We start from the raw sequence: 21,066 nt of genomic DNA on the forward strand, positions 1-21,066 counted from the left end.
GCTAAGGAAGACGACATGCAGACGTTTCCTCGCCGCTTCGCCCTCCTGCTCGCTTGTCTCCTGTGGACGCTGCCCGCGGCGGCGAAGACGATCCTGTTCATCGGCAACAGCTTTACCTTCGGCGCCAATTCGCCGGTGATGCGCTACCGCCCCGATCGCGTGATGGACCTCAACCATGAGGGGATCGGCGGCGTGCCCGCGCTGTTCCGCACCTTCGCGATCGAATCGGGGCTCGACTGGCAGGTGAGCCTGGAAACCTCGCCCGGCAAGGACCTCGCCTGGCATCTCGCCAACCGCCGTGCGCTGGTCGATCGGCGCTGGGACGTGGTGGTGCTGCAGGGCTTCAGCACGCTGGATGCCGAGCGGCCGGGCGACCCCACCCGCCATCTGGCGGCGGCGCGCGAGCTGGCGGCGCTCGTCCATGCCCGCAACCCGGCGGCACAGGTGGAGCTGGTCGCGACCTGGTCGCGCGCCGACCAGACCTATCGACCGGGCGGGCACTGGCACGGCTCGTCGATCTACCGGATGGCAGAAGACCTGCTGGCGGCGAACCGGCTGGGGCTGGCGCCGGGCTACGGCATCCACGGCGTGCTGCCGGTCGGCACCGCCTGGAACCGCGCGATCCGCGACGGCTTTGCCGATGCCAATCCCTATGACGGCATTGCCTGGGGCCAGTTCAGCCTGTGGACCTGGGACCAGTATCACGCCAGCGCCGAGGGCTATTATCTCGAGGCGCTGGTCGAGTTCGGCGCGATAACCGGCCGCGATCCGCGCAGCCTCGGCCCGCGCGAGCGCGCCGCCGAGGATCTGGGGATCAATCCCGAGGTCGCCCGGCGGCTGCGCGACGTCGCAGCCGCCGAGCTGGCGGCTCAGCGGATCGGCGGCGCGCCGTAATAATCGGGGGCGCCGTCGAGGCGCACATCGATCCGGTCGAGCAGGAAGCCCGGGTCCATCGCGAAGACTTCGATCTTGTGTGCGCCCGCGGCGAGCAGGCCTAGCTTCAGTGTGCGCACCGCGGTGTTGGAGAGGACATTGGCCTTCCACTCATCGCTCCGGCCATGCGTCTCGTAATCGAGCACCGTAATGGCGCCGCCATCCACCCGCACGCCCAGCCGCAGCTTGTTGGCGGAGGTGAGGGCGTGGACCGGCAGGGCGACGATCCTCAGCTCGGCATCGCCCTTGTTGCCCAGCACGAAGGGCAGGACGAGCGGGGCCACGGCATCGGCACGGTCGCTGGAGGACAGGTCGAGCTTGCTGCGCAGCACGGCGCCGCGTGAGCCGAGCTCGGCGATCCGCTCCCACGGCGTGCCGGCCAGTTTCAGGTCGGCTGGGGTGAGGGAGATGATGTGGTTCACCTCCGGTGTGGCGTCGCCGGCGGGGAAGGGCTGGAGCACCGGCTCGAGATAGACCATCGCGCCGTTGCAGCGGATCTTGCCGGCGGCGATGGCGCCCTTGCCGTCATAGGCTACGGCAACGCGCATCTCATAGCCGTTGCTGGCATCGAGCCGGCCGGAACGGGCGGAGAGTTCGACGCCTTCCAGCCCCTCCACCGTCCAATCGCTCACCGCGCCCTTGGCGTAGACGGTCATGTACCGCGTTTCCGGCTTGCCCGGCGCGAAGGCCAGCGCGCGGGCATCGGCGCCGCATTGCGCGACCGGCGTGAGGTCGATCTTGGGATAGGGCGGCTCGGCGAACACGGCGAGCTGGCGCGGGGCCATGTCCATGATGCCGCGCCACTTGCCGCCGTTCTGGGCGTTGTAGGCGGCGGTATCGGCGACGATCGTCTGGTGCGCGGCGCGGGCCTGGTCGGCGAGCGCATTGGCGCTGGCACGGCCCTGACGCGCATAGAGCGCGGCGAGATCGAGCTTAAGGTTGCGCTCGTTGAGCTTGGCCGCCCCGCGCACCGGGTAGAGGACGAGCTGGAAGAAGGCGTCGCGGCGATCGGCGGGCATCGTTTTGCCCAGCGCCTCGGCCTTGTCGAGTAGCGCCTGGTAGCGGGCGATCCGTGCCTGCGCCTCGTCGCCGCCGGTGCGGACATAGTCGCCGATGCGGATCGGCGTTTCGGGCTCGACGGTGCTGAAGCCCATGAACTCGGGTTTCCGCTCCCAGGCGAGGTCGTAATAGTCCATGAGGATGTCGCCCACGGCCGGCCCCTGTGCGCCGAACTGCATGGTCGCCCAGTCGTACAGCTGAGTGCGCACCGGCTTGTTGAGCAGCTTCGCGTCGAACGCCACGTCGAGGAAGTAGCTCGCCAGCACCTCGCCGGGCTTGATGTCGCCGACATTGACCACCCACAGCTTGCGCGTGCCGGTCTGCCAGGCGCGGTCGAGTTCTTCGCGGATCAGCGCGGGATGGGTGGTCGCCAGCCACAGATAGTCGTGCGGCCGGCCCCAATAGCTGATGTGGTAGTAGAGGCCCGATCCGCCTTTGCGCGCTTGCTCCGCGGCGGTCGGCAACTGGCCGAGATAGCCGTAATTGTCCTCGGGCCAGACGAGCGTCACGTCCTCGGGCACCTTGAGCCCGCTGCGATAGACGTCGAGCACTTCCTTGTAGAGGGTGAGCACCTGCGGGATCTGGTCCGCCGGCTTGCCCTGCGCAGTGGCGAGCAGGCCGCGCTGCAGGTCGATCGCCTGGGCCGTGGCGGCGAGCGCCTGTTCGGGGCTCTTCGCGCCTTCCAGCGCCGAGTCATGCTTGCCGCGCAGGCCGATCGTGTAGACGTTCTCGTACGCCTTCACGTCGTCCACCCGGCGGCGCCAGTAATCGACCATGCGGTCGCGATTGGTGAAGAAGTTGAAGGGGCCCTCGGCCTTTTCGTCCCACTCGCGGACGTTGTTGCGCAGCATCGGCTCGGCATGCGAGGTGCCGACGACGATGCCGTACGCCTTGGCCATCTCGGCGTTGCCGGGGATCTGGTAGAAGGGCTTGGTGCTTTCGTGCATCGCCGGCCAGATCAGATTGGCCTTGAGCCGCCACATCAGCTCGAAGACTCTCGCGTAGGTCTTGGGCCCGATGTCGCCGGTCTCGGGCTCGTAGGTCTTGGCCGCCCAGGGCTGGAGGCCCCAATCCTCGTCGTTGAGGAAGATGCCGCGGTACTGGACCGACGGCGCCTCGGAGAGCAGCCGGCGGCCGTCGACGACCAGCCGGTCGGCATGGCGCGGGGTGACGTCCGCCCACCATTCCCAGGCCGAGATGCCGAGCGCGCGGCTGAGGTCCACCGTGCCCCAGATCGCGCCGCGCGGATCCGATCCGGCGATCAGCAGATAGGAGCGGCCGGGGTGCTGCTTCGACGGGGCGAGGACGCGGATATAGCGCTCCCACTGGCCGTTCAGCGCGGCGAGATCGATCTTCGTATCAGCGGCGACGGTGCGGACGAGGGCGGAATCCTTCTGGCCGATGACGACGCAGAGCTTGGCGCAGGCGGCGAGGTCGCTTGCCACGAGGGGGGTCTTGCCGGCGCGCTTGCCGATGTCGCGGGCGAGCAGGTCCCCGGCCAGCTTTGCCGAGGTCGCGTCGTCATGGACGATGGTTGCGGTGGTGCGGCCGTCGAACAGCACGGCCTGCTGGGCGTGGGCGGCGAGGGGAAGAGCGAGGAGAGCGGGCAGGGCGAGGTGACGCATGCGGCGGTTGAAGCATGCCAAAGCGCGGAAGGGAATCCCTTCGAGCAAACGTTCCCCTCCCGCCTGCGGGAGGGGAGCGCACGTGTCAGCCCTTCGCTCTTGCCGCTGCCCGCGCGATTGCCACGCATTCCACTTCCGCCAGCAATTCCCCCGCGCTGCCCGAGCTCATCATCGCCCGCTCGGCCGTCCGCACCCGCTCGATCGCCCGCGCGATCTGCGGTGCCGACCAGCGACGCAGCGCACGCCCCGTCGCGGGGCGTTCCTTGAAGAAGACGCGGTGGCGCTCCATCGCGTCGTCGACGCTGGCGCCCTGGTCCATCTCGGCGCGCAGTTCGGCCAGCGTCATCAGCCGGCGCACGAGCTGGCGCATCAGCGGAATCGCCGAGCCGCCGCCTTCGCCGAGCTTGGCCAGTTCCTCGCCGACTTCGGCCACGCGCCCGTCGAGCACCGCCTCGATCGCGCCGAACAGCTCGCCCTCGCCAAGGTCGGCGCCGATCGCGTCGAGCGCGGCGCCATCAGCATCGCGGGGATGTTCGGGATCGGCATCGAGGAACAGCGCCAGCTTCTCGATCTCGCGGGTCAGCACCGCGCGGTCGCCGGCCGAGGCCAGTGCCAGCCGATGCGGCACGTCGCCGGTGAGGCGAAGCCCGTGCTCGCGCGCGATCGTGCCCGCCAGCTGCGCCGCGCCCGCGCCTTCGGGGACGTAGCAGGCGAACGCCATCGCGGTCGGCGCGGCGATCGCCGCCTTCACCAGCTTGCCGCTGGTCTTGAGGTTCGGCCCGATCGCCACGACCGGATTGCCCGCGCGCTCGGCGCCGAGCAGCAGCGCGATCGCCTCTGCCGCGCCTTCCTCGATGTTCGAAACCCGGATGTAGCGCGCCCCGCCGAACAGCGAGAGCGACGCCGCCTCGTCGGCTAGAATGCCGGGCTGGTCGCGCAGCATCTTCATGTCGATATCGATGCGCTCGACATCCGACCCCAGCGCCTTGCCGAGCCGCTGGGCGAGATCGGCGGCGCCTGCTTCGTCGGGGCCGTGGAGCAGATAGAGCCGGGTCTCGGGCTTGGGCGAGTCTACCGCCGCGCGGATCTGGCCCGCATTGGCCTTCACTGGGGCCGCGCGCCGCCTTCGCGCACCGTCCGCGCCAGCCGCGCGACGATCTGGTCGGCGACGATTCCGGAGAGCCGCTCCAGCGCCGACTTCTCGGCGGCGATCGTCGCATATTCCGATCCCACCACGTCGATGCCCGCGTCCGACCCCGCGGTGGCGTCGAGCACCACCTGGCCGCTCCGCAGGTCGATCAGCTGATAGCGCGCGCGCAGCGTTCGCCGCTCGCGCGAGACCGAGTCGTCGCGCCGCACGCCTAGGCCGATGATCTGGTCGTCGAGCTTCACTTCGAGCCGGTACGCCGCCGCGCCGCCATTGTTCGCCAGCCGATCCTTGAGCGCGTTGGACACCAGCCAGCCTGACTGACCTTCGATCGGCGCTACCTCGACCGCCGAGAGCGTCGTCGCAACCGCGCCGCCGCTGCCCCCCTGGTACATCGGATGCAGCCCGCACGCGGAGAGCGCGAAGGCGAGGGGGGCGAGCAGGGCCATGGTCTTGTTCATGCGACGATGTTCACCAATCGATCGGGCACCACGATGATCTTGCGCGGTGCGTTGCCTTCGAGCAGCCGAACGATCTTGTCCGACGCAAGTGCCGCGGCCTCGACCACGTCCTTGGCGGCGCCCTTCGGCATCACCAGCGTATCGCGCAGCTTGCCGTTAACCTGCACCGCGATCGTCACTTCGTCGTCGACCAGCAGCGCCGGATCGACCGCCGGCCATTCGGCGTCGGCGATCATGCCGGTTTTGCCCATCGCGGCCCAGGCCTCTTCCGCGATGTGCGGCACCATCGGCGCGACGATGCGGACCAGCGCGCGGATCGCGGCAGTGCGCGAGGCGGAGGGCTTGGCCTTCTCGATCGCCGCGGTCAGCTCGTAGAGCTTGGCGACGGCCTTGTTGAAGGTCAGCGCCTCGATGTCCTCGGCCACACCGGCGATGGTGCGGTGGAGCTTGCGGTCGAGATCCTTGTCCTCGCCTTCCGCTGCTTCCAGGCCATCGAACAGGCGCCACAGCCGGTTGACGAAGCGCCACGCGCCTTCGATGCCGCTCTCGCTCCATTCCAGGTCCCGCTCGGGCGGGCTGTCGGAGAGCACGAACCAGCGGGTCGCGTCGGCGCCATACTGGTCGACGATCTCGGTCGGGTCGACGGTATTCTTCTTCGACTTCGACATCTTCTCGACGCGGCCGACGGTAACCTCGGCGCCGGTGTCGGTCAGATAGGCGGAGCCATCGGCGCGGAACGAGACCTGGGTCGGCTCGAAATACACCTTCCGCTCAAGCCCTTCATGCTCTTCGAGCTGATAATAGCTGGCGTGGGTGACCATCCCTTGCGTGAACAGCCCCGCGAACGGCTCGGCCACGTCGATGCGGCCGATATGGCGCAGCGCGCGGGTGAAGAAGCGCGCGTAGAGCAGGTGCAGGATCGCGTGCTCGACGCCGCCGATATACTGGCCGACCGGCAGCCACTGCTCGGCCACCGCCTTGTCGAACGGCTTGTCCGAAGGCTGGCTGGCGAAGCGGAGGAAATACCAGCTCGAATCGACGAAGGTGTCGAGCGTGTCGGTCTCGCGTCGCGCGGGCTTGCCGCACTTGGGGCAATCGACATGCTTCCAGGTCGGGTGACGATCCAGCGGATTGCCGGGGACGTCGAACGAGACGTCCTCGGGCAGCGAGACCGGCAGCTGGTCCTTGGGCACGCCGACCGGGCCGCAATCCTCGCAATGGATGATCGGGATCGGGGTGCCCCAATAGCGCTGGCGGCTGACGCCCCAGTCGCGCAGGCGCCACACGGTGCTGCCGGTGCCCCAATTGCCCTCTTCGGCGCGGCGGATCACTTCGCGCTTGGCATCGACGACGTCGAGGCCGTCGAGGAAGTGCGAATTCACCAGCGTGCCGGGGCCGGTATAGGCCTCGGTGCCGTCGAACGTGGGATCGGTCTTGTCGCCTTCGGAGACGACGCGGCGGATCGGCAGGTCGTACTTGGTCGCGAATTCGAAGTCGCGCTGGTCATGCGCCGGCACGCCGAACACGGCGCCGGTGCCATAGTCCATCAGCACGAAGTTCGCGATGTACACCGGCACCTGCCAGTTCGCGTCGAACGGATGCTGCGCGGTGAGCCCGGTGTTCCAGCCGAGCTTTTCCTGCGTCTCCAGCTCGGCGGCGGTGGTGCCGCCCTGCTTGCAGCGCTCGATGAATGCCTGGACCTCGGGGTTGCCCGCGGCGAGCGCTTGCGCGATCGGATGGTCCGCCGCGATTGCGACGAAGCTCGCGCCGAAGATCGTGTCCGGCCGCGTGGTATAGACGGTCAGCCCGTCGCCGTTCGACAGCGACCAGGTGAACTGCAGGCCTTCGGATTTGCCGATCCAGTTTTCCTGCATCAGCTTCACCTTGTCCGGCCAATGCTCGAGGCCCTTCAGCCCTTCGAGCAGGTCGTCGGCGAAATCGGTGATCTTGAGGAACCACTGGTTGAGCTTGCGCCGCTCGACCAGCGCGCCCGAGCGCCAGCCGCGCCCGTCGATTACCTGCTCATTGGCGAGCACGGTCATGTCGACCGGGTCCCAGTTGACCGCGCTTTCCTTGCGGTAGACCAGGCCGGCTTCATACAGGTCGAGGAACAGCGCCTGTTCCTGGCCGTAATAGTCGGACTCGCAGGTGGCGATCTCGCGCGTCCAGTCCAGCGCGAAGCCGAGGCGCTTGAGCTGCGCCTTCATCGTCGCGATGTTCTGGCGGGTCCAGGCGCGCGGATGGACCTTCTTCTCCATCGCGGCATTTTCGGCGGGCATGCCGAAGGCGTCCCAGCCCATCGGATGGAGCACTTCCATGCCCTTCATCCGGCGGAAGCGCGCCAGCACGTCTCCCATCGTGTAGTTGCGCACATGGCCCATATGGATGCGCCCCGAGGGATAGGGGAACATCTCGAGCACGTAGGACTTCGGCTTGGGCGAATCGTCGCGGGCGGCGAAGGTGCGGTTTTCCTCCCACGCCTTCTGCCACGCCGCGTCCGCCTTCAAGGGATTGAAGCGAGACGCCATATTGGGATTCCGATTAGTTGGTCGCGACGGCCGCGCGGCGCAGGTCGCGTGCACGGGTCAGGATGATGTCCTCGAGCTTCTGGACGGTGGCGGCCTGCACGGGTGCGGAGACCCAGGCGCCGTTGCGGTTCACTTCGCGCAGCGCCGCGACCCGCAGCGCATCGGCGCGCAGATCCTGGTCGAGCACGGTCACCGTCACCTTCATCCGCTCGGTGGGGACGTTGGGGTTCACATACCAGTCGGTGACGATCACGCCGCCGTTGGAGTCGGTCTGGAGCAGCGGCATGAAGCTCAGCGTGTCCAGCGTGGCGCGCCACAGATAGGCGTTGACGCCGATCGTCGTCACCTTCGATGCCGCCAGGTCCGCGTTCACGCCCTTCTTCTGGTGGCTGCAGGCGGAGGCGGAAACAGCGAGCGACCCCAGGATCGCAAAGCGCAACAGGCGGTTCATGGACGTCGTACTTCCTACCGGCAAGGGAATGAGTGCCTGCATCTATAGGGCGGGATGTGGCGGGAGCAAGGCCGACGCGCTGGTATCCGATTGGTCGCGGATGGTACGATTCTGTGGGTCTTGTGCAACACTCCGGGAAAATTGATGCCACCGGTGGAACGTCGCTTTGATTCCATGGTAGGGGCAACCATTAGAGAGGTATGCAAATGCGCTTGGTACGTTGGATGTCGGGACTTGGGCTGGGGGCGCTCTGCGCCGCCGGGCTCCTCGTCGCGCCCACGCTCCAGGCACAGGAACGAGACCGCGCCCTGAAGGCGGCCGTTCGCCCCGCACCGCTGGCGCAGGTCGCCGGTGGGTTCACGCCTGCATCCGCCGATCCCAAGCTCGCCGCCATGCTGGCGCGCAGCGGAATGAACGGCGCGGGCTTCCGCTTCACCCCGGCCGAGTCGCGCACCGGTTCGACTCGCGGCGTCAATGTCGCGGTTCGTGCCAGCACGAATCGCGCAGTGGAACTGGCGAGCCGTACCGCGACGGCCAAGCCGGCCTCGGTCAGCCTCGCGCCGATCGCCTATAATCTGGGCGTCGCGGTGGGCTGGCGTCGCTTCGCCGTTTCGGGCGACGTGACTCATATCGATATGGCGAACACCCAGCCGGGCAGCCGCGATCGCTCCGAGGTCGCGCTCAGCTATGCCGGCAAGCGCCTGAGCGGCCGCATCGCCGCGAGCGAGGATCGTCCGCTGGCGGGCACCCCGGTGCTGATTGGCGACAAGCCCAGCTATTCGTTCGATCTCGGTGGCTCCTACGCCGTGTCGCGTCGCCTCGATGTGACCGCGGGCGTGCGCTACAAGAGCGAGCGCGATCGTCTGACGCAGTTCAACGAAGATACACGTCGCGACAGCCAGTCGATCTATATCGGCACGGCCTTCCACTTCTGATCTGCAGGGACCCGGTTAGTGGGTCCAGGCATCGATCGCCGCCCAACCATGTATCCCTAGCGGCTTGAGTCGCCTGGCCTTGTCCGCGTCCATCCCGCCAAGCGCGATGACGGGCACCTTCAGTCCCCGAACCAGCAAGCCGAACCGCACCGGGCCGAGTACCGGGGCGCCGGGATGCGAGCGGGTGGGAAAGACCGGCGAGACCAGCAGCGCATCGGCGCCGGCTCGGATGGCGGCGATCGCTTCCCGCCGCGAATGTACCGGCCACGTCGTAAGGCCGCGGCCCCGCCGCCCATGGGTGCCTCTCTCGCTGCGCATCGGCTCGGCACCTGCTCGCAGCAGCAAGAGCCCGCGCCGCCGCGCGATCTTGGCGATGCGGGCGAACATCTCGCGGCGTTCGGCACTGGGCAGGTGGTAGTGGCGGAAGATGACCCCGCTGCCGCGCGGCAGCCGCGCCAGCGCGTCCCATAGCCCGTCGCCCAGCCGCGGATCGGTCATCAGCCACAGGCGCGGGATTGGGGGGTGGCGGGTCGGCATCGCCATGCCTATAGCCCGCCCCATGCTTCAAGACGATGCCAGCCAGCGGCTCGCCGCGGTGCAGACCGCGATTGCCCGCGCCGCCAAGATCGCCGGCCGCAAGCCAGCCGACATCACCCTGATTGCGGTCTCCAAGACCCATGACGCCGCGACGATCCAGCCGCTGATCGACGCCGGCCAGTGCGTGTTCGGCGAGAACCGCGTCCAGGAAGCCCAGGGCAAATGGCCGCAGCTGCGCGAGGCGACGCCGGGCATCGAACTCCACCTGGTCGGCCAGCTCCAGTCCAACAAGGCCGACGAAGCGGTCGCGCTGTTCGATGCGATTCACGGCGTCGATCGGCCCTCGCTGGTGACCGCGCTCGCCAAGGCGATGGACAAGGCCGATCGCCGCCCCGCCTGCTTCCTTCAGGTCAATATCGGCGACGAGCCGCAAAAGGGCGGATGCCCCGTGGCCGAGCTGCCGGCGCTGCTCGCCGAGGCGAAGGCCGCGACCCTGCCGGTCGCCGGGCTGATGTGCGTGCCGCCCGCCGGGCTGGAGGCCGCGCCCTATTTCGCGCTGCTCGCCAAGCTGGCGCGCGACCATGGCCTCAAGGGACTCAGTATGGGCATGTCGAGCGATTACGAGACCGCGGTTACGCTCGGCGCCACCCATATTCGTGTCGGCACGGCACTGTTCGGAGACCGCGCATGAACGAACTGACGCGCCTGTCCACCACGATCCCGGTGCGTTTCGCCGGTATCATCTTCGACTTCGACGGTGTGCTGCTCGAAAGCGAATATGCCGGCAACAAGCAGATCGCCGACTATCTGACCAGCATCGGTCACCCGACCACGCCCGAACATTCGATGGCGAACTTCATGGGACTGGCGGGGCACGACTTCCTCGCCGCGATCGAGAACTGGATCGGTCGTCCGGTGCCGGAGGGCTTCCATGAAGCCCGTGCCGAGGAAGATGCGCGGGCGCTCTCCGAGGGGCTGCCGGCGGTGGCGGGCGCGCTCCGCTTCCTCGAAAGCCTGCCTGCGGACCTGCCCAAGGCGATCGCCTCGTCCAGCCCGACCCATTGGCTCGACACCCACCTCCGGCATCTGGGGGTGCGCGACCTGTTCGGCGACAAGCTGTTCAGCGGCCGCGAGCATGTCGCCAACGGCAAGCCGGCGCCGGACCTCTACTTCCACGCCGCCGCCGCGCTGGGCGTGCCGATCGCGGACTGTGTGATCCTCGAGGATTCGCCGGTGGGGGTGAAGGGCGCGGTCGCCTCGGGCGCGACGGTGATCGGGCTGTGCGCGGGCTCGCACTGCGCGGCCGATCACGGCGAGCGGCTCAAGGCGCTAGGCGTGCAGCACATCGCCCAAGACTTCGACGAGGTCGCCCGGCTGATCGCCTGACGACGTTGCCGGGCTCCTGCGAAAGCAGGAGCCCAGGGTTGTCCTGTATTTCGCCATGCTGGGCTCCTGCTTTCGCAGGAGCACGGGGCACGCGGCTATGTTGCCACCGCTCGAAGTCAGCCTCTGTCCCTGCCAAGGCGCTCTGCCGCGCGGTTATCGAGGGCTATTCTGCCGATTTCTCGCGAGTTCTGCGATCAGGACCGTCCGTTGATCGGCGACGCATGCGGAAAGATCTTGCTTGATGCCGGCCTTCATCGCCAAGCGATCGCTGTTCGCAAGCGACTTTTCATCGCTTTTGGCGATGCGTGGGGCAAGCTGGTCCGCACAGGTTTCGAATGCCTTGCATCCAAGCGAATCGATATCGGGGTCGCCGGTTGACGTCTTGGTAGCGCACCGGAGCTTGCTACCGCGGATCATGTAGGTAGCGCTCCAGCGAGCCAAGCGTTGGCCGATGACGACGATCTCCGCCTGCTCGGCATCGGCCGAAATCTGCTGTCCGAACAGCAACGCAATCGACAACAGGATCATTTTTTTCGGCAACCTCACAGAGGCAAGTATACAGTCCTACCGTTTCAGTGATCTGCAGGCGAAACAAGGGAACTGTTTCGTCCCAAGCTTAAAACTCGTGCCCGGTGCGGTCGCGCTTGGTGGCCAGATACCGCGCATTGTGCGGGTTGGCCGGCAGCACGTGCGGCACACGCTCCAGCACGTCGACGCCCGCGGCGCGCAGCGTCTCTACCTTTTGCGGATTGTTGGTGAGCAGCCGGATGCGCGGCTGGCCGAGCAGGTTCAGCATACGCGCCGCCACCCGGAAGTTGCGCGCGTCGATCGCGAAGCCGAGCCGGGTGTTGGCATCGACCGTATCGAAGCCCTGGTCCTGCAGCGCATAGGCGCGCAGCTTGTTGATCAGGCCGATGCCGCGGCCCTCCTGGCGCAGATAGAGCAGGATGCCCCAGCCGCTCTTGGAAATTTCCGCGATCGCCGCCTTGAGCTGGGGCCCGCAATCGCATTTCAGGCTGCCGAGCATGTCGCCGGTCAGGCATTCGCTGTGGAGCCGCACCAACGGCGCTTCGCCGTTGGGCTGGCCGATCAGCAGCGCGATATGCTCGCCGGGCATCTCGTCGGTGCGGAAGGCGACGATCTCGGCGTCTTCTGCGGCTTCTACCGGCAGCCGCGCGCGGCCGACGATGCGCAGGCGATCGGCATCCTCGTGTGCGTCGATATCGGCGAGGGTGATGGCGTGCTCGGCATCCCCCTCCAGCACGAAGAAGGCGGGGAGCAGCCCGGCAATCCGCGCCAGCCGCAGCGCTGCCGTCGCAGCATCGGGCTGCACTACGGGAACCGCACGGAACGGGCCCTTGAGCGGCGTCGCGAGATCGAACTGCGGATCGGCCAGTGCCGTCGCCGCGTCGAAATCGAGCCAGTCGACCCGTTCGACCAGCACCGGCGCATCCGGAGTCGCCGCGTCGCGCTGGTTGGCGAGCTTGAGCGTCGCCGCGCGGCCGGCCGAGAGCAGCACCGGCGCGGTGCCCGCGGAATCGAACGCCGCCAGCCGCGCGACATCGCCGGTCTCGACCGCCAGCAGCCTGAGCGTGCCTTCCGTCCCCCGGATGGCGATCGGCCAGCCGCGACGCAGCGCGTCCACGGCTTCGGCGGCGGCGCGGGCACTCGTCAAAAGTCGAACTCCGTCACGATCGGCACATGGTCCGAGGGCTTGAGCCAGGAGCGGCACGGCTCGCATACCTTGTGCGCCACCGCCTTTTCCGCAACCTCGGGGCTGGCCCACATATGGTCGAGCCGCCGCCCGCGATCGGAGGCGGCCCAGTCCTTGGCGCGGTAGCTCCACCAGGTGAAGCAGCGTTGCGGCGCGGGGATGAACTTGCGGCCGAGATCGACCCAGCCATGCGCCGCCTGCAGCCGGCCCAGCGCCTCCACCTCGATCGGCGTATGGCTGACCACGTCGAGCAGCTGCTTGTGGCTCCACACGTCCGACTCGAGCGGGGCGATGTTGAAGTCGCCGGTGAGAATCGTTGGCACGTTCAGCGACTCGGACCATTCGGTCATCCGCTGGACGAAATCGAGCTTCTGGCCGAACTTGGGGTTCACCTCCCGGTCGGGCACGTCGCCGCCCGCCGGAACATAAACATTCTCGAGCCGCACGCCGTTGGGCAACCGCACGCCGACATGGCGCGCTTCCTGATTGGCCTGCCAGTCGAGCCGATCGTCCTCGACCAGCGGCACGCGCGAGACGATCGCGACGCCGTGATGCATCCGCTGACCGTGCTTGATGACATGGGTATAGCCGAGATCGTGAAACGGCGACTCGGGAAAGTCGCCGTCGATCACCTTGGTCTCCTGGAGACACAATATGTCGGGGGCTTCCTCGCGCAGAAACTGCTCGACGATGGCGATGCGGAAGCGGACGGAGTTGATGTTCCAGGAGGCGATCTTCACGCGCGCCGATGTAGCGATTCTTCGCGCCAGCGCCAGACCAGCCGGAAAAGGAAAGGCCCCCGCTCCGGGGGCAATGGAGCGAGGGCCGACCTAGCGTTCGTCACGCAGGCGGGAAGGGGTACCAGGCCCGGGCAACAGGGGGAAAAATCCCGGGCAAAAACCCCATCCGCACTACGCTCTTAGACCGGCGAACCTGTCGCTTGGATGAACGATTGCACAGAAAGCAAAATTAGTGCGTGCGGCCCTGCGGCCGCGGATCGGTCCAGCGGAAGCTCGAATCGGCGACCGCGGCATTGAAGCGCTGGTTGCTCAGCCGGATCGTGGTGCGGTTGTTCTGCGCATCGAGCGCGACCCAGCCCTGAAGCTTGAGGCCGGCGGGCGCGGCGGCGTCCTTCTGGAAGACCAGCGTGATCCGGCCATATTCCGGGTGCTTGTTGTCGTGCACCTCGACCGAGACCACGCGCGGATCGGCGGTGGGCTTTACGCTCGCATAGCCGCTGATGTCGCGATTCGGATCGAGCAGTACGCGCAGCGGCGAATTGCCGATCGGCCAGCGCTGAACCTGCCGCACCTGATAGTCGATGAAATAGAGGCTGCTGCCGTCGGCGACGATCAGCTGGGGCACGCCCTTCTCGTACTGGAAGCGGATCTTGCCGGGGCGCTTCAGCGTCATCGTGCCGGCGACGACGCGGCCGTTGCGGTCTTCCTGGGTGAAGTCCGCGGTCATGCTGGTGACCGCCTTCAGATGCTGCTGGACCTGGTCGAGCTCGGGTGCCGGCGCGGCTGCTACGAGCAACGGCGCGGCGAGGAGCGACAGGGCCAAGGAACGGGAAAACACGAGGAACGTCTCCGAATTGCTGATCGCCCGGGTAGCGGGCGGGGCTTGAACGGGCTCTGAACCCGTACCCCACCCGATTCGATCCCGTTACGGATCCCCTTAGAGCGGCCGCCCGTCGGTATCCATCAGCACCTCGCGGCGGCCGACATGGTCGGGCTTGGAGACGAGATTCTCGCGCTCCATCCGCTCGATCAGCCGCGCCGCCGAGTTGTAGCCGACGCGCAGCTGGCGCTGCAGCCACGAGGTCGAGGCCTTTTGGCTCTCCGCCACCAGCTGCACCGCGCGGCGATAGGTCTGCTCCTCTGGGCTGTCCTCGCCGTCAGGCGCGCCTTCCAGGGTGAAGCCGCCATCCTCGGGCTCCTCGGTGACCGCCGAGATGTAATCCGGTGCGCCCTGCGCGCGCCAGAAATCGGTGACCGCCTGCACCTCGTCGTCGCTGACGAAGGGCCCGTGCACGCGGGTGATGCCCTTGCCGCCGGACATGTAGAGCATGTCGCCCTTGCCCAGCAGCTGCTCGGCGCCCTGTTCGCCGAGGATGGTGCGCGAATCGATCTTCGAGGTGACGTGGAAGCTGATCCGGGTCGGCAGGTTGGCCTTGATCACGCCGGTGATGACGTCGACCGAGGGGCGCTGCGTCGCCATGATCAGGTGGATGCCGGCCGCGCGCGCCTTCTGCGCGAGCCGCTGGATGAGGAATTCGACTTCCTTGCCTGCGGTCATCATCAGGTCGGCGAGCTCGTCGACGATGACGACGATCAGCGGCAGCACCTGCAGGTCGAGCGTCTCTTCCTCGTAGATCGGCTTGCCGGTTTCGGGATCATAGCCGACCTGCACCTTGCGGCCGAGCGTCTGGCCCTTGGCCTTGGCCGTGCGCACCTTGTCGTTGTAGCTCGCCAGGCTGCGGACGTTGACCGAGGCCATCATCCGGTAGCGATCCTCCATCTGCTCCACCGCCCATTTCAGCGCGCGCACCGCCTTGGGCGGATCGGTCACCACGTCGGCGAGCAGGTGGGGGATGTCCTTGTACATGCTGAGTTCCAGCATCTTCGGATCGATCATGATCAGCCGGCACTGCTCGGGCGTGAGCCGGTAGAGCAGCGACAGGATCATGCAGTTGAGCCCCACCGACTTGCCCGAGCCGGTGGTACCGGCGACGAGCAGGTGCGGCATCGGTGCCAGGTCGGCGATCACCGGCTCGCCGGCGATGTTCTTGCCGAGCACCACCGGCAGGGTGGCGCCCTGTTCCTCGAACTGCTGGCTGCCGATCAGCTCGTGCAGGCTCACGCCTTCGCGCGTCGCATTGGGCAGCTCGATGCCCATCACGGTGCGGCCGGGGATGGTGGCGACGCGGGCCGAGATCGCGCTCATGTTGCGGGCGATGTCGTCGGCCAGCTGGATCACGCGGCTGGCTTTGATGCCGCTCGCCGGCTCCAGCTCGTACATGGTGACTACGGGTCCGGGGCGGACCTCGACGATCTCGCCCTTCACATGGAAGTCCTCGAGCACGCTTTCGAGCAGCCGGGCGTTGCGCTCCAGCGCCGCCTTGTCGACCGTCGCGGTGCGATTGGCCGGGGGCGGGGTGAGCAGGTCGAGCGGCGGCAGCTGGTAGCTGTCCTTGAAGTCGAGCGCGGCCTGCACCGGCGGCTTGGTGCGGGCAGGCGCGGTGGAGACGGTGCGATCGGCGATCACCGGGCCGGGGCGGTTGTCCGGCACTACCACGCGGCGCGGTTCGGCGGCGCGGGGCGGATCGCGATCGAAGGGGAGGTCGTCGTCATCCCCGTCGGGATCCTCGTCGAACGCCGCCACCGTCTGCGGCCGGGCGCGGAAGCCCGTGCCCTCGGGTGCGGTGACGATTCGCTCTTCGCCCGTCGAGCGGGTGAAGCGCGGCATGCGGAACAGGCGCAGGGGCGAGGTGAACTCCAGCCGCATCCACCACAACCACAGCCCGCCAAGAAGGAGCAGCAGGCCGATGCCACGGCCCACCCAGAAAGATACCGCCGGATCGCCGGCAAGCCCGATCAGCCAGTCGATACCGCCGGCGATCGACAGCCCGATCATCCCACCCATGCCGGCGGGCAGCCGCCAGTCGAGCGGCAACGACCAGTCGAAATGAAGCAGCCCGAGCCCGATCGCGGCGAGCGCGGCGGCGGCGAGCGCGCTGCCGATCATCCGGCGCGGATGCTCGATCGGGCGGTCGATCATCATCCGATGGGCGGAAAGCAGCCCGACAGGGGCGAGCAGCAGCACCGGCAGGCCGGCCAGCGTGTAGAGGATGTCCGCAATCCAGGCGCCGACGGGACCGAGCCAGTTGCGCACCGGGCCGCCTGCGGCGGTGTTCAGCGCGGGATCGGAGGCATGGTAGCTCAGCAGCGCCAGCACGAGCGCGACGGTCACCACGAACAGCGCGGTGCCCGCCAGGACGAATCCGCCGCGACGGACGCCCGCCTTCATCGTGTCGCGCCAATGCGGCGCCTCTGCGCGGGACGCCATCGCCCAGCCTCCGGATCTGTAAGGAAAACGTCCCGGAATCATCGCGCCTGCGGACTCCGCCGTCAAGGCGCGGAGGTATACGGCAGGCTTACCATCGCATCCGGGACTCGGTTCGTCGAACATTTTGCAGCGCAGCAAGTTCTTCCCTGCTATGCCGTTAACGAACCGCGCCTCGGAATCGGTGCGCCTGTGGAACGTATTTGCGGTCGCTGCTTTTGGTGGAAACCGCGAGCAGTATCAGAAACGGAGCTGGGATTGCTGGCTTCAGGCAGTACGCCGCAACGACGTTGGGGGATTCATAGTGGACACACGTTGGGCGATATTCGGCACCGGCGGGATTTCGGCGAAGTTCGTCTCGGGCCTTCGCCACGCCAAGGGCGCCAAGCCGCAGTTGGTGGTATCGCGCAGCGCGGAGTCGGGCAGGCGCTTTGCTGCCGTCTTCGGCATTCCCGAGGTGGCCGAGGGCTATGACAGCATCACCGCGGCTTCGCCCTTCGACGTCGCCTATATCGCCACGCCGCCGTCCGAACATGCCCGCCATGCGATCGCCTGTATCGAGGCGGGCAAGGCGGTGCTGATCGAGAAGCCCTTCGCATCCTCGGTGGCGGAGGCACGGCGAATCGCAGACGCCGCCCGCGCGCAAGGCGTGTTCTGCATGGAAGCGATGTGGACCCGCTTCAATCCCGCCGCGCGCCGCCTGCGCGACCTGGTCCGCGACGGCGCGATCGGCGAGGTACGCCAGGCGCATGGCGAATTCTGTTTCACCAACGAACCCGACGCGGCCAACACCAGCTTCGATCCGCAGCGCGGGGGCGGGGCGCTAGCCCAGCTCGGCGTCTACCCGATTTCGCTGCTACACTGGCTATTCGGCGCGCCTGATGGCGTGGAGGCGTTCGGCCGGATCGGCGATACCGGCGTCGAGGAGGACGCGGCGATCAGCCTGCGCTTCGCCGGCGGGGTGGTGGCGACGGTCAACACCAGCCTGCGCGCGCTCGGCGACAATGGCCTGCGCATCGGCGGCACGCATGGCAGCGTCGCGTTCGAAGGCCCCATCTTCCGCCCCTATGGCGTACGGCTCCAGCGGATGACCCCGCGGCGGAAGGGGAGCGGCAGCGGGCTCGGCCGCAAGGCGCTGCTCCGCGAACAGGGGCTGCCGCAGAAATTGTCGCAGCTCCACGGCCTGCTGACGCGCGGCGGCAAGGTCGATCGGCAGCTGTTCGCCGGCAACGGCTATCATTATCAGGTCGAGGAAGTCGGCCGCTGCCTCGCCGCGGGGCTCCAGGAGAGTCCGGAGATGACGTTGGCGGACAGCATCGCGGTGATGGAAACCATGGACACAGTGCGCGAACGGATCGGGGGACAGGGCAAATGAAGATGCAGGGCGAAAGCACCGGCAAGACGGGCGTTGCGATCATCGGCTGCGGCTATGTCTTCGACCATTACATGACCACCGCCTGGGCGCACCCGGAGATCGACGTGCGCGGCGTGTACGACATCGATCTGGCGCGCTCGGCCAAGGTCTCCGACTATTACGGCTTCTCGGTCTATCCCGATCTCCAGGCGATCCTCGACGATCCCGAAGTCACGCTGGTGCTCAACCTCACCAGCATCGAGGCGCATTTCGAGCTGACCCGCGCGCTGCTCGAAGCCGGCAAGCACGTCTATTCGGAAAAGCCGCTCACCACCGATCTGGAAGAGGCGCGCACGCTGCTCCGCATCGCCGAGGAACGCGGGCTCGTCCTGTCGAGCGCGCCGTGCAACTTCCTCAGCGACAGCGTCCAGACGATGTGGAAGGCGGTGCGCGACGGCGCGATCGGCAAGCCGCTGCTGATCTATGCCGAGTTCGACGACAACCCCATCTACCTGATGAAGCCCGAGACCTGGCGCAGCCGCACCGGCGCGCCCTGGCCGTACATCCATGAGTACGAGATGGGCTGCACCTTCGAGCATGTCGGCTATCACCTGGTGTGGATGCTGGCGATGTTCGGCCCGGTGCGCTCGGTCACCGCCTTCTCCAAGGTGGTGGTGCCGCACAAGACCGACCAGCCGATGCACCCGGTGGACACGCCCGATTTCTCGGTCGCGACGCTCGATTTCGTCAGCGGCGTCACTGCGCGCGTCACCTGCAGCATCGCGGCCCCGGCAGACCACCGCATGCGGGTGATCGGCGACGAGGGCGAGCTGAGCACCGATACCTATCGGCATTACCAGTCGCCGGTGTTCCTCGAGCGCTTCTCGCAGCTCAGCCTCAACGCCCGCAAGGCGCGCAGCCTGCGGCTCCAGCCGCTGTTCGGCCGCGGCTTCGGTGTTGGCGGGCGGGTGCTGCCCTTCGTGCGGCACTGGAAGTCGTTCGCGACGATGCGCGCCAACGCCGCGGGCAAGACCTCTTTCTTCAAGAAGCTGGTCGCCGGCGCCAAGCGCCGCGAGGTCGGCGCGCAGGACAAAATGCTCGGCGTCGCCGAGACCGCCCGCGCGCTGCGGATGGGCGAGCCGTGCCCGATCCCGCCCGATTTCATCCTCCACGTCACCGAGCTGACGCTGGCGATTCAGGGCGCGGGCACGATGGGCGGCGCGGTGGCGCTGACCACGAGCTTCGTGCCGTTCGAGCCGATGGCCTCGACCAAGGCCGATCCGCGCAACTATCGCGACAGCTATTCGCCCGGCTTCCTCGCCAAGCGGATGGACGGAATGATCGAGCGGCTCCACCAGCATTGATGGCGCACAGGTGCAGGGGTTTCCCGCCCCTGCACCTGTTGACGGCTGGCAGGCGCGTGCGAACCTGCTAGGGCAGGGCCATGGACCAGGCGGACATTCTCATCCTCGGCGGCGGGCTGGTCGGCAGCGCGCTGGCGGTTGCGCTCGATGCGCATGGCATCAGCTCGATCGTGATCGATCCGGCGAACCCGGAAACCATCCTCGCCGCGACCTTCGATGGCCGCGCCTCGGCGATCGCAAGCGCGCCGATGCGAATGTTCGAGGCGATCGGCGTCGCCGGGCGGCTGGCGGGGAAGGGGTGCCCGATCGAGGGCATCCGCGTCTCCGACGGGCTGGAACCGGGCAAGCTCGACTTCGCGCCGGACGCCGATGACGGCGCGCTCGGCCATATGTTCGAGAATCGCGTGCTGCGCACCGCATTGTTCGAGGCGGCCCAGACGGCGCCCCTGGCGGACGTCCGGATGCAGACTCGCGCCGTCTCGGTGGAGCGCGGCCCCCACGGCGTGGTCGCGACGCTCGATTCGGGTGCGACGGTGCGCGCGCAGCTGCTGATCGCGGCGGAAGGGCGCAACTCGCCCACCCGCGATTCGGCCGGCTTCAAGGTCGCGCGCTGGACCTATGACCATGCCGCGATGATCGCGACGCTCAACCATGAGCGGTCCCACGAGAACATCGCCTACGAGATCTTCTACCCGCAGGGCCCGTTCGCGATCCTGCCGCTGCTCGACGACGAAAACGGCCATCGCTCGGCGGTGGTATGGACGGTCCACGCCCGCGATGCGGCGGCGATGCACAAGATCTCCCACCGCGCCTATCTGGCCGAGGCGGAAAAGAAGATGGGCGGATTCCTGGGCAAGCTGGGGCCGCTGTCGTCGCGCTCCTCCTATCCGCTGGGCTTCCACCATGCCGCCTGGATCACCGCCGAGCGGCTGGCGCTGGTCGGCGATGCGGCGCACGGCATCCATCCGATCGCGGGCCAGGGCGTCAATGTCGGCTTCCGCGACGTGGCGACGCTGGTCGAGGTGCTGGTCGACGGCAAGCGGCTGGGGCTCGACATGGGCGATCCCGAGCTGCTCGCCCGCTATCAGCGCTGGCGCGGGCTCGACACCTTCATGGTCTCGCTGGCGACCGACGGGCTCACCCGGCTGTTCGGCATCCCCGGCGCGCTGCCCAATGCGGTACGGCGCTTCGGCCTGTCGGCGGTGGACAAGCTGCCGCCGCTGAAGAACTGGTTCATGGGCGAAGCGCGCGGCGAGAGCGGCGACGTGCCCAAGCTGCTTCAGGGGATTACGGCGTAGGACCTCCCGCCGCGTCGACGATGGCGCGGGCGGCGGCGAGATCCTCGTCGTCCACCATCACCCGCACCGGAATCAGCAGATAGCTGCCGTCGGCGATGCTGGCGCCCGCATCGAACACGAAGCTGGGGATCTCCTCATCCTCCAGCCGACCCTGGACGATGAAGGCTTCCTGCCGGTTGAACCGGCCGAGTTCGACAAGGGCCATGGCG

At 67.7% G+C, this 21,066-nt stretch carries 19 protein-coding genes; 7 read left to right on the forward strand and 12 right to left on the reverse strand.

The genetic code is table 11. From position 1 onward, the window contains the following. The first annotated feature begins 15 nt into the window (after positions 1-15). Positions 16-894: a PEP-CTERM sorting domain-containing protein gene (locus tag ABIC35_RS14245; RefSeq protein WP_121072830.1), complete on the forward strand. Its 879-nt coding sequence runs from the start codon at positions 16-18 to the stop codon at positions 892-894. Here the strand turns inward: ABIC35_RS14245 and ABIC35_RS14250 are convergent. The 5 genes from ABIC35_RS14250 to ABIC35_RS14270 form a co-directional block, all read right to left on the reverse strand. Then, on the reverse strand, positions 870-3,617 hold the full coding sequence (locus ABIC35_RS14250; protein WP_121072832.1) for a glycosyl hydrolase 115 family protein: 2,748 nt from the start codon (positions 3,615-3,617) through the stop codon (positions 870-872). The two genes, ABIC35_RS14245 and ABIC35_RS14250, sit on opposite strands and share 25 nt — an antisense overlap. Positions 3,618-3,702: 85 nt before the next feature. Then, the gene (holA, locus tag ABIC35_RS14255) at positions 3,703-4,725 is read right to left on the reverse strand and encodes a DNA polymerase III subunit delta (protein ID WP_121072834.1); all 1,023 of its coding nucleotides are present in this window, start codon (positions 4,723-4,725) and stop codon (positions 3,703-3,705) included. Beyond that, positions 4,722-5,225: an LPS assembly lipoprotein LptE gene (lptE, locus tag ABIC35_RS14260; protein ID WP_121072836.1), complete on the reverse strand. Its 504-nt coding sequence runs from the start codon at positions 5,223-5,225 to the stop codon at positions 4,722-4,724. Before lptE ends, holA begins: the two co-directional genes overlap by 4 nt. Next, positions 5,222-7,753, reverse strand: coding sequence for a leucine--tRNA ligase (gene leuS / locus ABIC35_RS14265; RefSeq protein ID WP_121072838.1), 2,532 nt, complete (start codon positions 7,751-7,753; stop codon positions 5,222-5,224). The genes lptE and leuS overlap by 4 nt, the downstream gene beginning before the upstream one ends. Before the next feature lie 13 nt (positions 7,754-7,766). Beyond that, positions 7,767-8,204: a DUF3576 domain-containing protein gene (locus ABIC35_RS14270; protein WP_121072840.1), complete on the reverse strand. Its 438-nt coding sequence runs from the start codon at positions 8,202-8,204 to the stop codon at positions 7,767-7,769. A 206-nt stretch (positions 8,205-8,410) separates the two neighbouring features. On the opposite strand from ABIC35_RS14270, the gene ABIC35_RS14275 reads away from it, so the two are divergent. After that, a complete protein-coding gene (locus tag ABIC35_RS14275) occupies positions 8,411-9,139 on the forward strand; it encodes a hypothetical protein (protein ID WP_354278492.1) in 729 nt (242 codons plus the stop codon). Between the two features lie 15 nt (positions 9,140-9,154). On the opposite strand, the gene ABIC35_RS14280 is transcribed toward ABIC35_RS14275, so the two are convergent. Next, complete coding sequence (locus ABIC35_RS14280) at positions 9,155-9,682, reverse strand: thiamine phosphate synthase (RefSeq protein WP_121072844.1); 528 nt, start codon at positions 9,680-9,682, stop codon at positions 9,155-9,157. Positions 9,683-9,698: 16 nt separating this feature from the next. Here ABIC35_RS14280 and ABIC35_RS14285 point away from each other — a divergent pair, with 16 nt between their 5' ends. Together ABIC35_RS14285 and ABIC35_RS14290 are read left to right on the forward strand one after the other, a co-directional pair. Next, positions 9,699-10,367, forward strand: a complete 669-nt coding sequence (locus tag ABIC35_RS14285; protein WP_121072846.1) for a YggS family pyridoxal phosphate-dependent enzyme — start codon at positions 9,699-9,701, stop codon at positions 10,365-10,367. Further along, positions 10,364-11,062 carry an HAD family hydrolase gene (locus ABIC35_RS14290; RefSeq protein WP_183049274.1) on the forward strand — a complete coding sequence of 233 codons (699 nt, stop codon included), beginning with the start codon at positions 10,364-10,366 and terminating at the stop codon, positions 11,060-11,062. The genes ABIC35_RS14285 and ABIC35_RS14290 overlap by 4 nt, the downstream gene beginning before the upstream one ends. Positions 11,063-11,215: 153 nt before the next feature. Here ABIC35_RS14290 and ABIC35_RS14295 read toward each other — a convergent pair whose 3' ends face one another. The 5 genes from ABIC35_RS14295 to ABIC35_RS14315 all read right to left on the reverse strand — a co-directional run bounded on the left by ABIC35_RS14295 (position 11,216) and on the right by ABIC35_RS14315 (position 16,844). After that, complete coding sequence (locus tag ABIC35_RS14295; protein WP_121072848.1) at positions 11,216-11,590, reverse strand: hypothetical protein; 375 nt, start codon at positions 11,588-11,590, stop codon at positions 11,216-11,218. An 88-nt stretch (positions 11,591-11,678) separates the two neighbouring features. After that, entirely contained in the window at positions 11,679-12,737 is a 1,059-nt protein-coding gene (ribA, locus tag ABIC35_RS14300; RefSeq protein WP_121072850.1) for a GTP cyclohydrolase II, read from the reverse strand. After that, a complete protein-coding gene (locus ABIC35_RS14305) occupies positions 12,734-13,516 on the reverse strand; it encodes an exodeoxyribonuclease III (protein ID WP_121072852.1) in 783 nt (260 codons plus the stop codon). Before ABIC35_RS14305 ends, ribA begins: the two co-directional genes overlap by 4 nt. A gap of 229 nt (positions 13,517-13,745) precedes the next feature. Further along, a complete protein-coding gene (locus ABIC35_RS14310) occupies positions 13,746-14,354 on the reverse strand; it encodes a LolA family protein (protein ID WP_121072854.1) in 609 nt (202 codons plus the stop codon). A 99-nt stretch (positions 14,355-14,453) separates the two neighbouring features. Next, on the reverse strand, positions 14,454-16,844 hold the full coding sequence (locus ABIC35_RS14315) for a DNA translocase FtsK (protein WP_121072856.1): 2,391 nt from the start codon (positions 16,842-16,844) through the stop codon (positions 14,454-14,456). 301 nt (positions 16,845-17,145) lie between these two features. Between ABIC35_RS14315 and ABIC35_RS14320 the strand changes: the two genes are divergently transcribed. The 3 genes from ABIC35_RS14320 (at position 17,146) to ABIC35_RS14330 (ending at position 20,857) form a co-directional block, all read left to right on the forward strand. Further along, a complete protein-coding gene (locus ABIC35_RS14320) occupies positions 17,146-18,216 on the forward strand; it encodes a Gfo/Idh/MocA family protein (protein ID WP_183049275.1) in 1,071 nt (356 codons plus the stop codon). Beyond that, positions 18,213-19,559 (forward strand): Gfo/Idh/MocA family protein, encoded by a 1,347-nt coding sequence (locus ABIC35_RS14325; protein ID WP_220667321.1) that lies wholly within the window; start codon positions 18,213-18,215, stop codon positions 19,557-19,559. The genes ABIC35_RS14320 and ABIC35_RS14325 overlap by 4 nt, the downstream gene beginning before the upstream one ends. Before the next feature lie 80 nt (positions 19,560-19,639). After that, on the forward strand, positions 19,640-20,857 hold the full coding sequence (locus ABIC35_RS14330; RefSeq protein ID WP_121072860.1) for a UbiH/UbiF/VisC/COQ6 family ubiquinone biosynthesis hydroxylase: 1,218 nt from the start codon (positions 19,640-19,642) through the stop codon (positions 20,855-20,857). Here ABIC35_RS14330 and ABIC35_RS14335 read toward each other — a convergent pair. Then, positions 20,847-21,062, reverse strand: coding sequence for a putative signal transducing protein (locus ABIC35_RS14335; RefSeq protein WP_121072861.1), 216 nt, complete (start codon positions 21,060-21,062; stop codon positions 20,847-20,849). The genes ABIC35_RS14330 and ABIC35_RS14335 overlap by 11 nt on opposite strands. Positions 21,063-21,066 lie beyond the last annotated feature (4 nt).

The sequence above is a fragment of the Sphingomonas trueperi genome, assembly GCF_040545965.1.
Taxonomy (GTDB): Bacteria; Pseudomonadota; Alphaproteobacteria; order Sphingomonadales; family Sphingomonadaceae; genus Sphingomonas; species Sphingomonas trueperi_C.

What these genes read in the sequence shown, in the direction of transcription:
- ABIC35_RS14245 (WP_121072830.1), top strand. Translation starts at nt 16, where the DNA reads ATGCAGACGTTTCCTCGCCGCTTCGCCCTCCTGCTCGCTTGTCTCCTG.
- ABIC35_RS14250 (WP_121072832.1), bottom strand. Translation starts at nt 3,617, where the DNA reads ATGCGTCACCTCGCCCTGCCCGCTCTCCTCGCTCTTCCCCTCGCCGCC.
- lptE (WP_121072836.1), bottom strand. Translation starts at nt 5,225, where the DNA reads ATGAACAAGACCATGGCCCTGCTCGCCCCCCTCGCCTTCGCGCTCTCC.
- leuS (WP_121072838.1), bottom strand. Translation starts at nt 7,753, where the DNA reads ATGGCGTCTCGCTTCAATCCCTTGAAGGCGGACGCGGCGTGGCAGAAG.
- ABIC35_RS14270 (WP_121072840.1), bottom strand. Translation starts at nt 8,204, where the DNA reads ATGAACCGCCTGTTGCGCTTTGCGATCCTGGGGTCGCTCGCTGTTTCC.
- ABIC35_RS14275 (WP_354278492.1), top strand. Translation starts at nt 8,411, where the DNA reads ATGCGCTTGGTACGTTGGATGTCGGGACTTGGGCTGGGGGCGCTCTGC.
- ABIC35_RS14280 (WP_121072844.1), bottom strand. Translation starts at nt 9,682, where the DNA reads ATGGCGATGCCGACCCGCCACCCCCCAATCCCGCGCCTGTGGCTGATG.
- ABIC35_RS14285 (WP_121072846.1), top strand. Translation starts at nt 9,699, where the DNA reads ATGCTTCAAGACGATGCCAGCCAGCGGCTCGCCGCGGTGCAGACCGCG.
- ABIC35_RS14290 (WP_183049274.1), top strand. Translation starts at nt 10,364, where the DNA reads ATGAACGAACTGACGCGCCTGTCCACCACGATCCCGGTGCGTTTCGCC.
- ABIC35_RS14295 (WP_121072848.1), bottom strand. Translation starts at nt 11,590, where the DNA reads ATGATCCTGTTGTCGATTGCGTTGCTGTTCGGACAGCAGATTTCGGCC.
- ABIC35_RS14315 (WP_121072856.1), bottom strand. Translation starts at nt 16,844, where the DNA reads ATGGCGTCCCGCGCAGAGGCGCCGCATTGGCGCGACACGATGAAGGCG.
- ABIC35_RS14325 (WP_220667321.1), top strand. Translation starts at nt 18,213, where the DNA reads ATGAAGATGCAGGGCGAAAGCACCGGCAAGACGGGCGTTGCGATCATC.
- ABIC35_RS14330 (WP_121072860.1), top strand. Translation starts at nt 19,640, where the DNA reads ATGGACCAGGCGGACATTCTCATCCTCGGCGGCGGGCTGGTCGGCAGC.
- ABIC35_RS14335 (WP_121072861.1), bottom strand. Translation starts at nt 21,062, where the DNA reads ATGGCCCTTGTCGAACTCGGCCGGTTCAACCGGCAGGAAGCCTTCATC.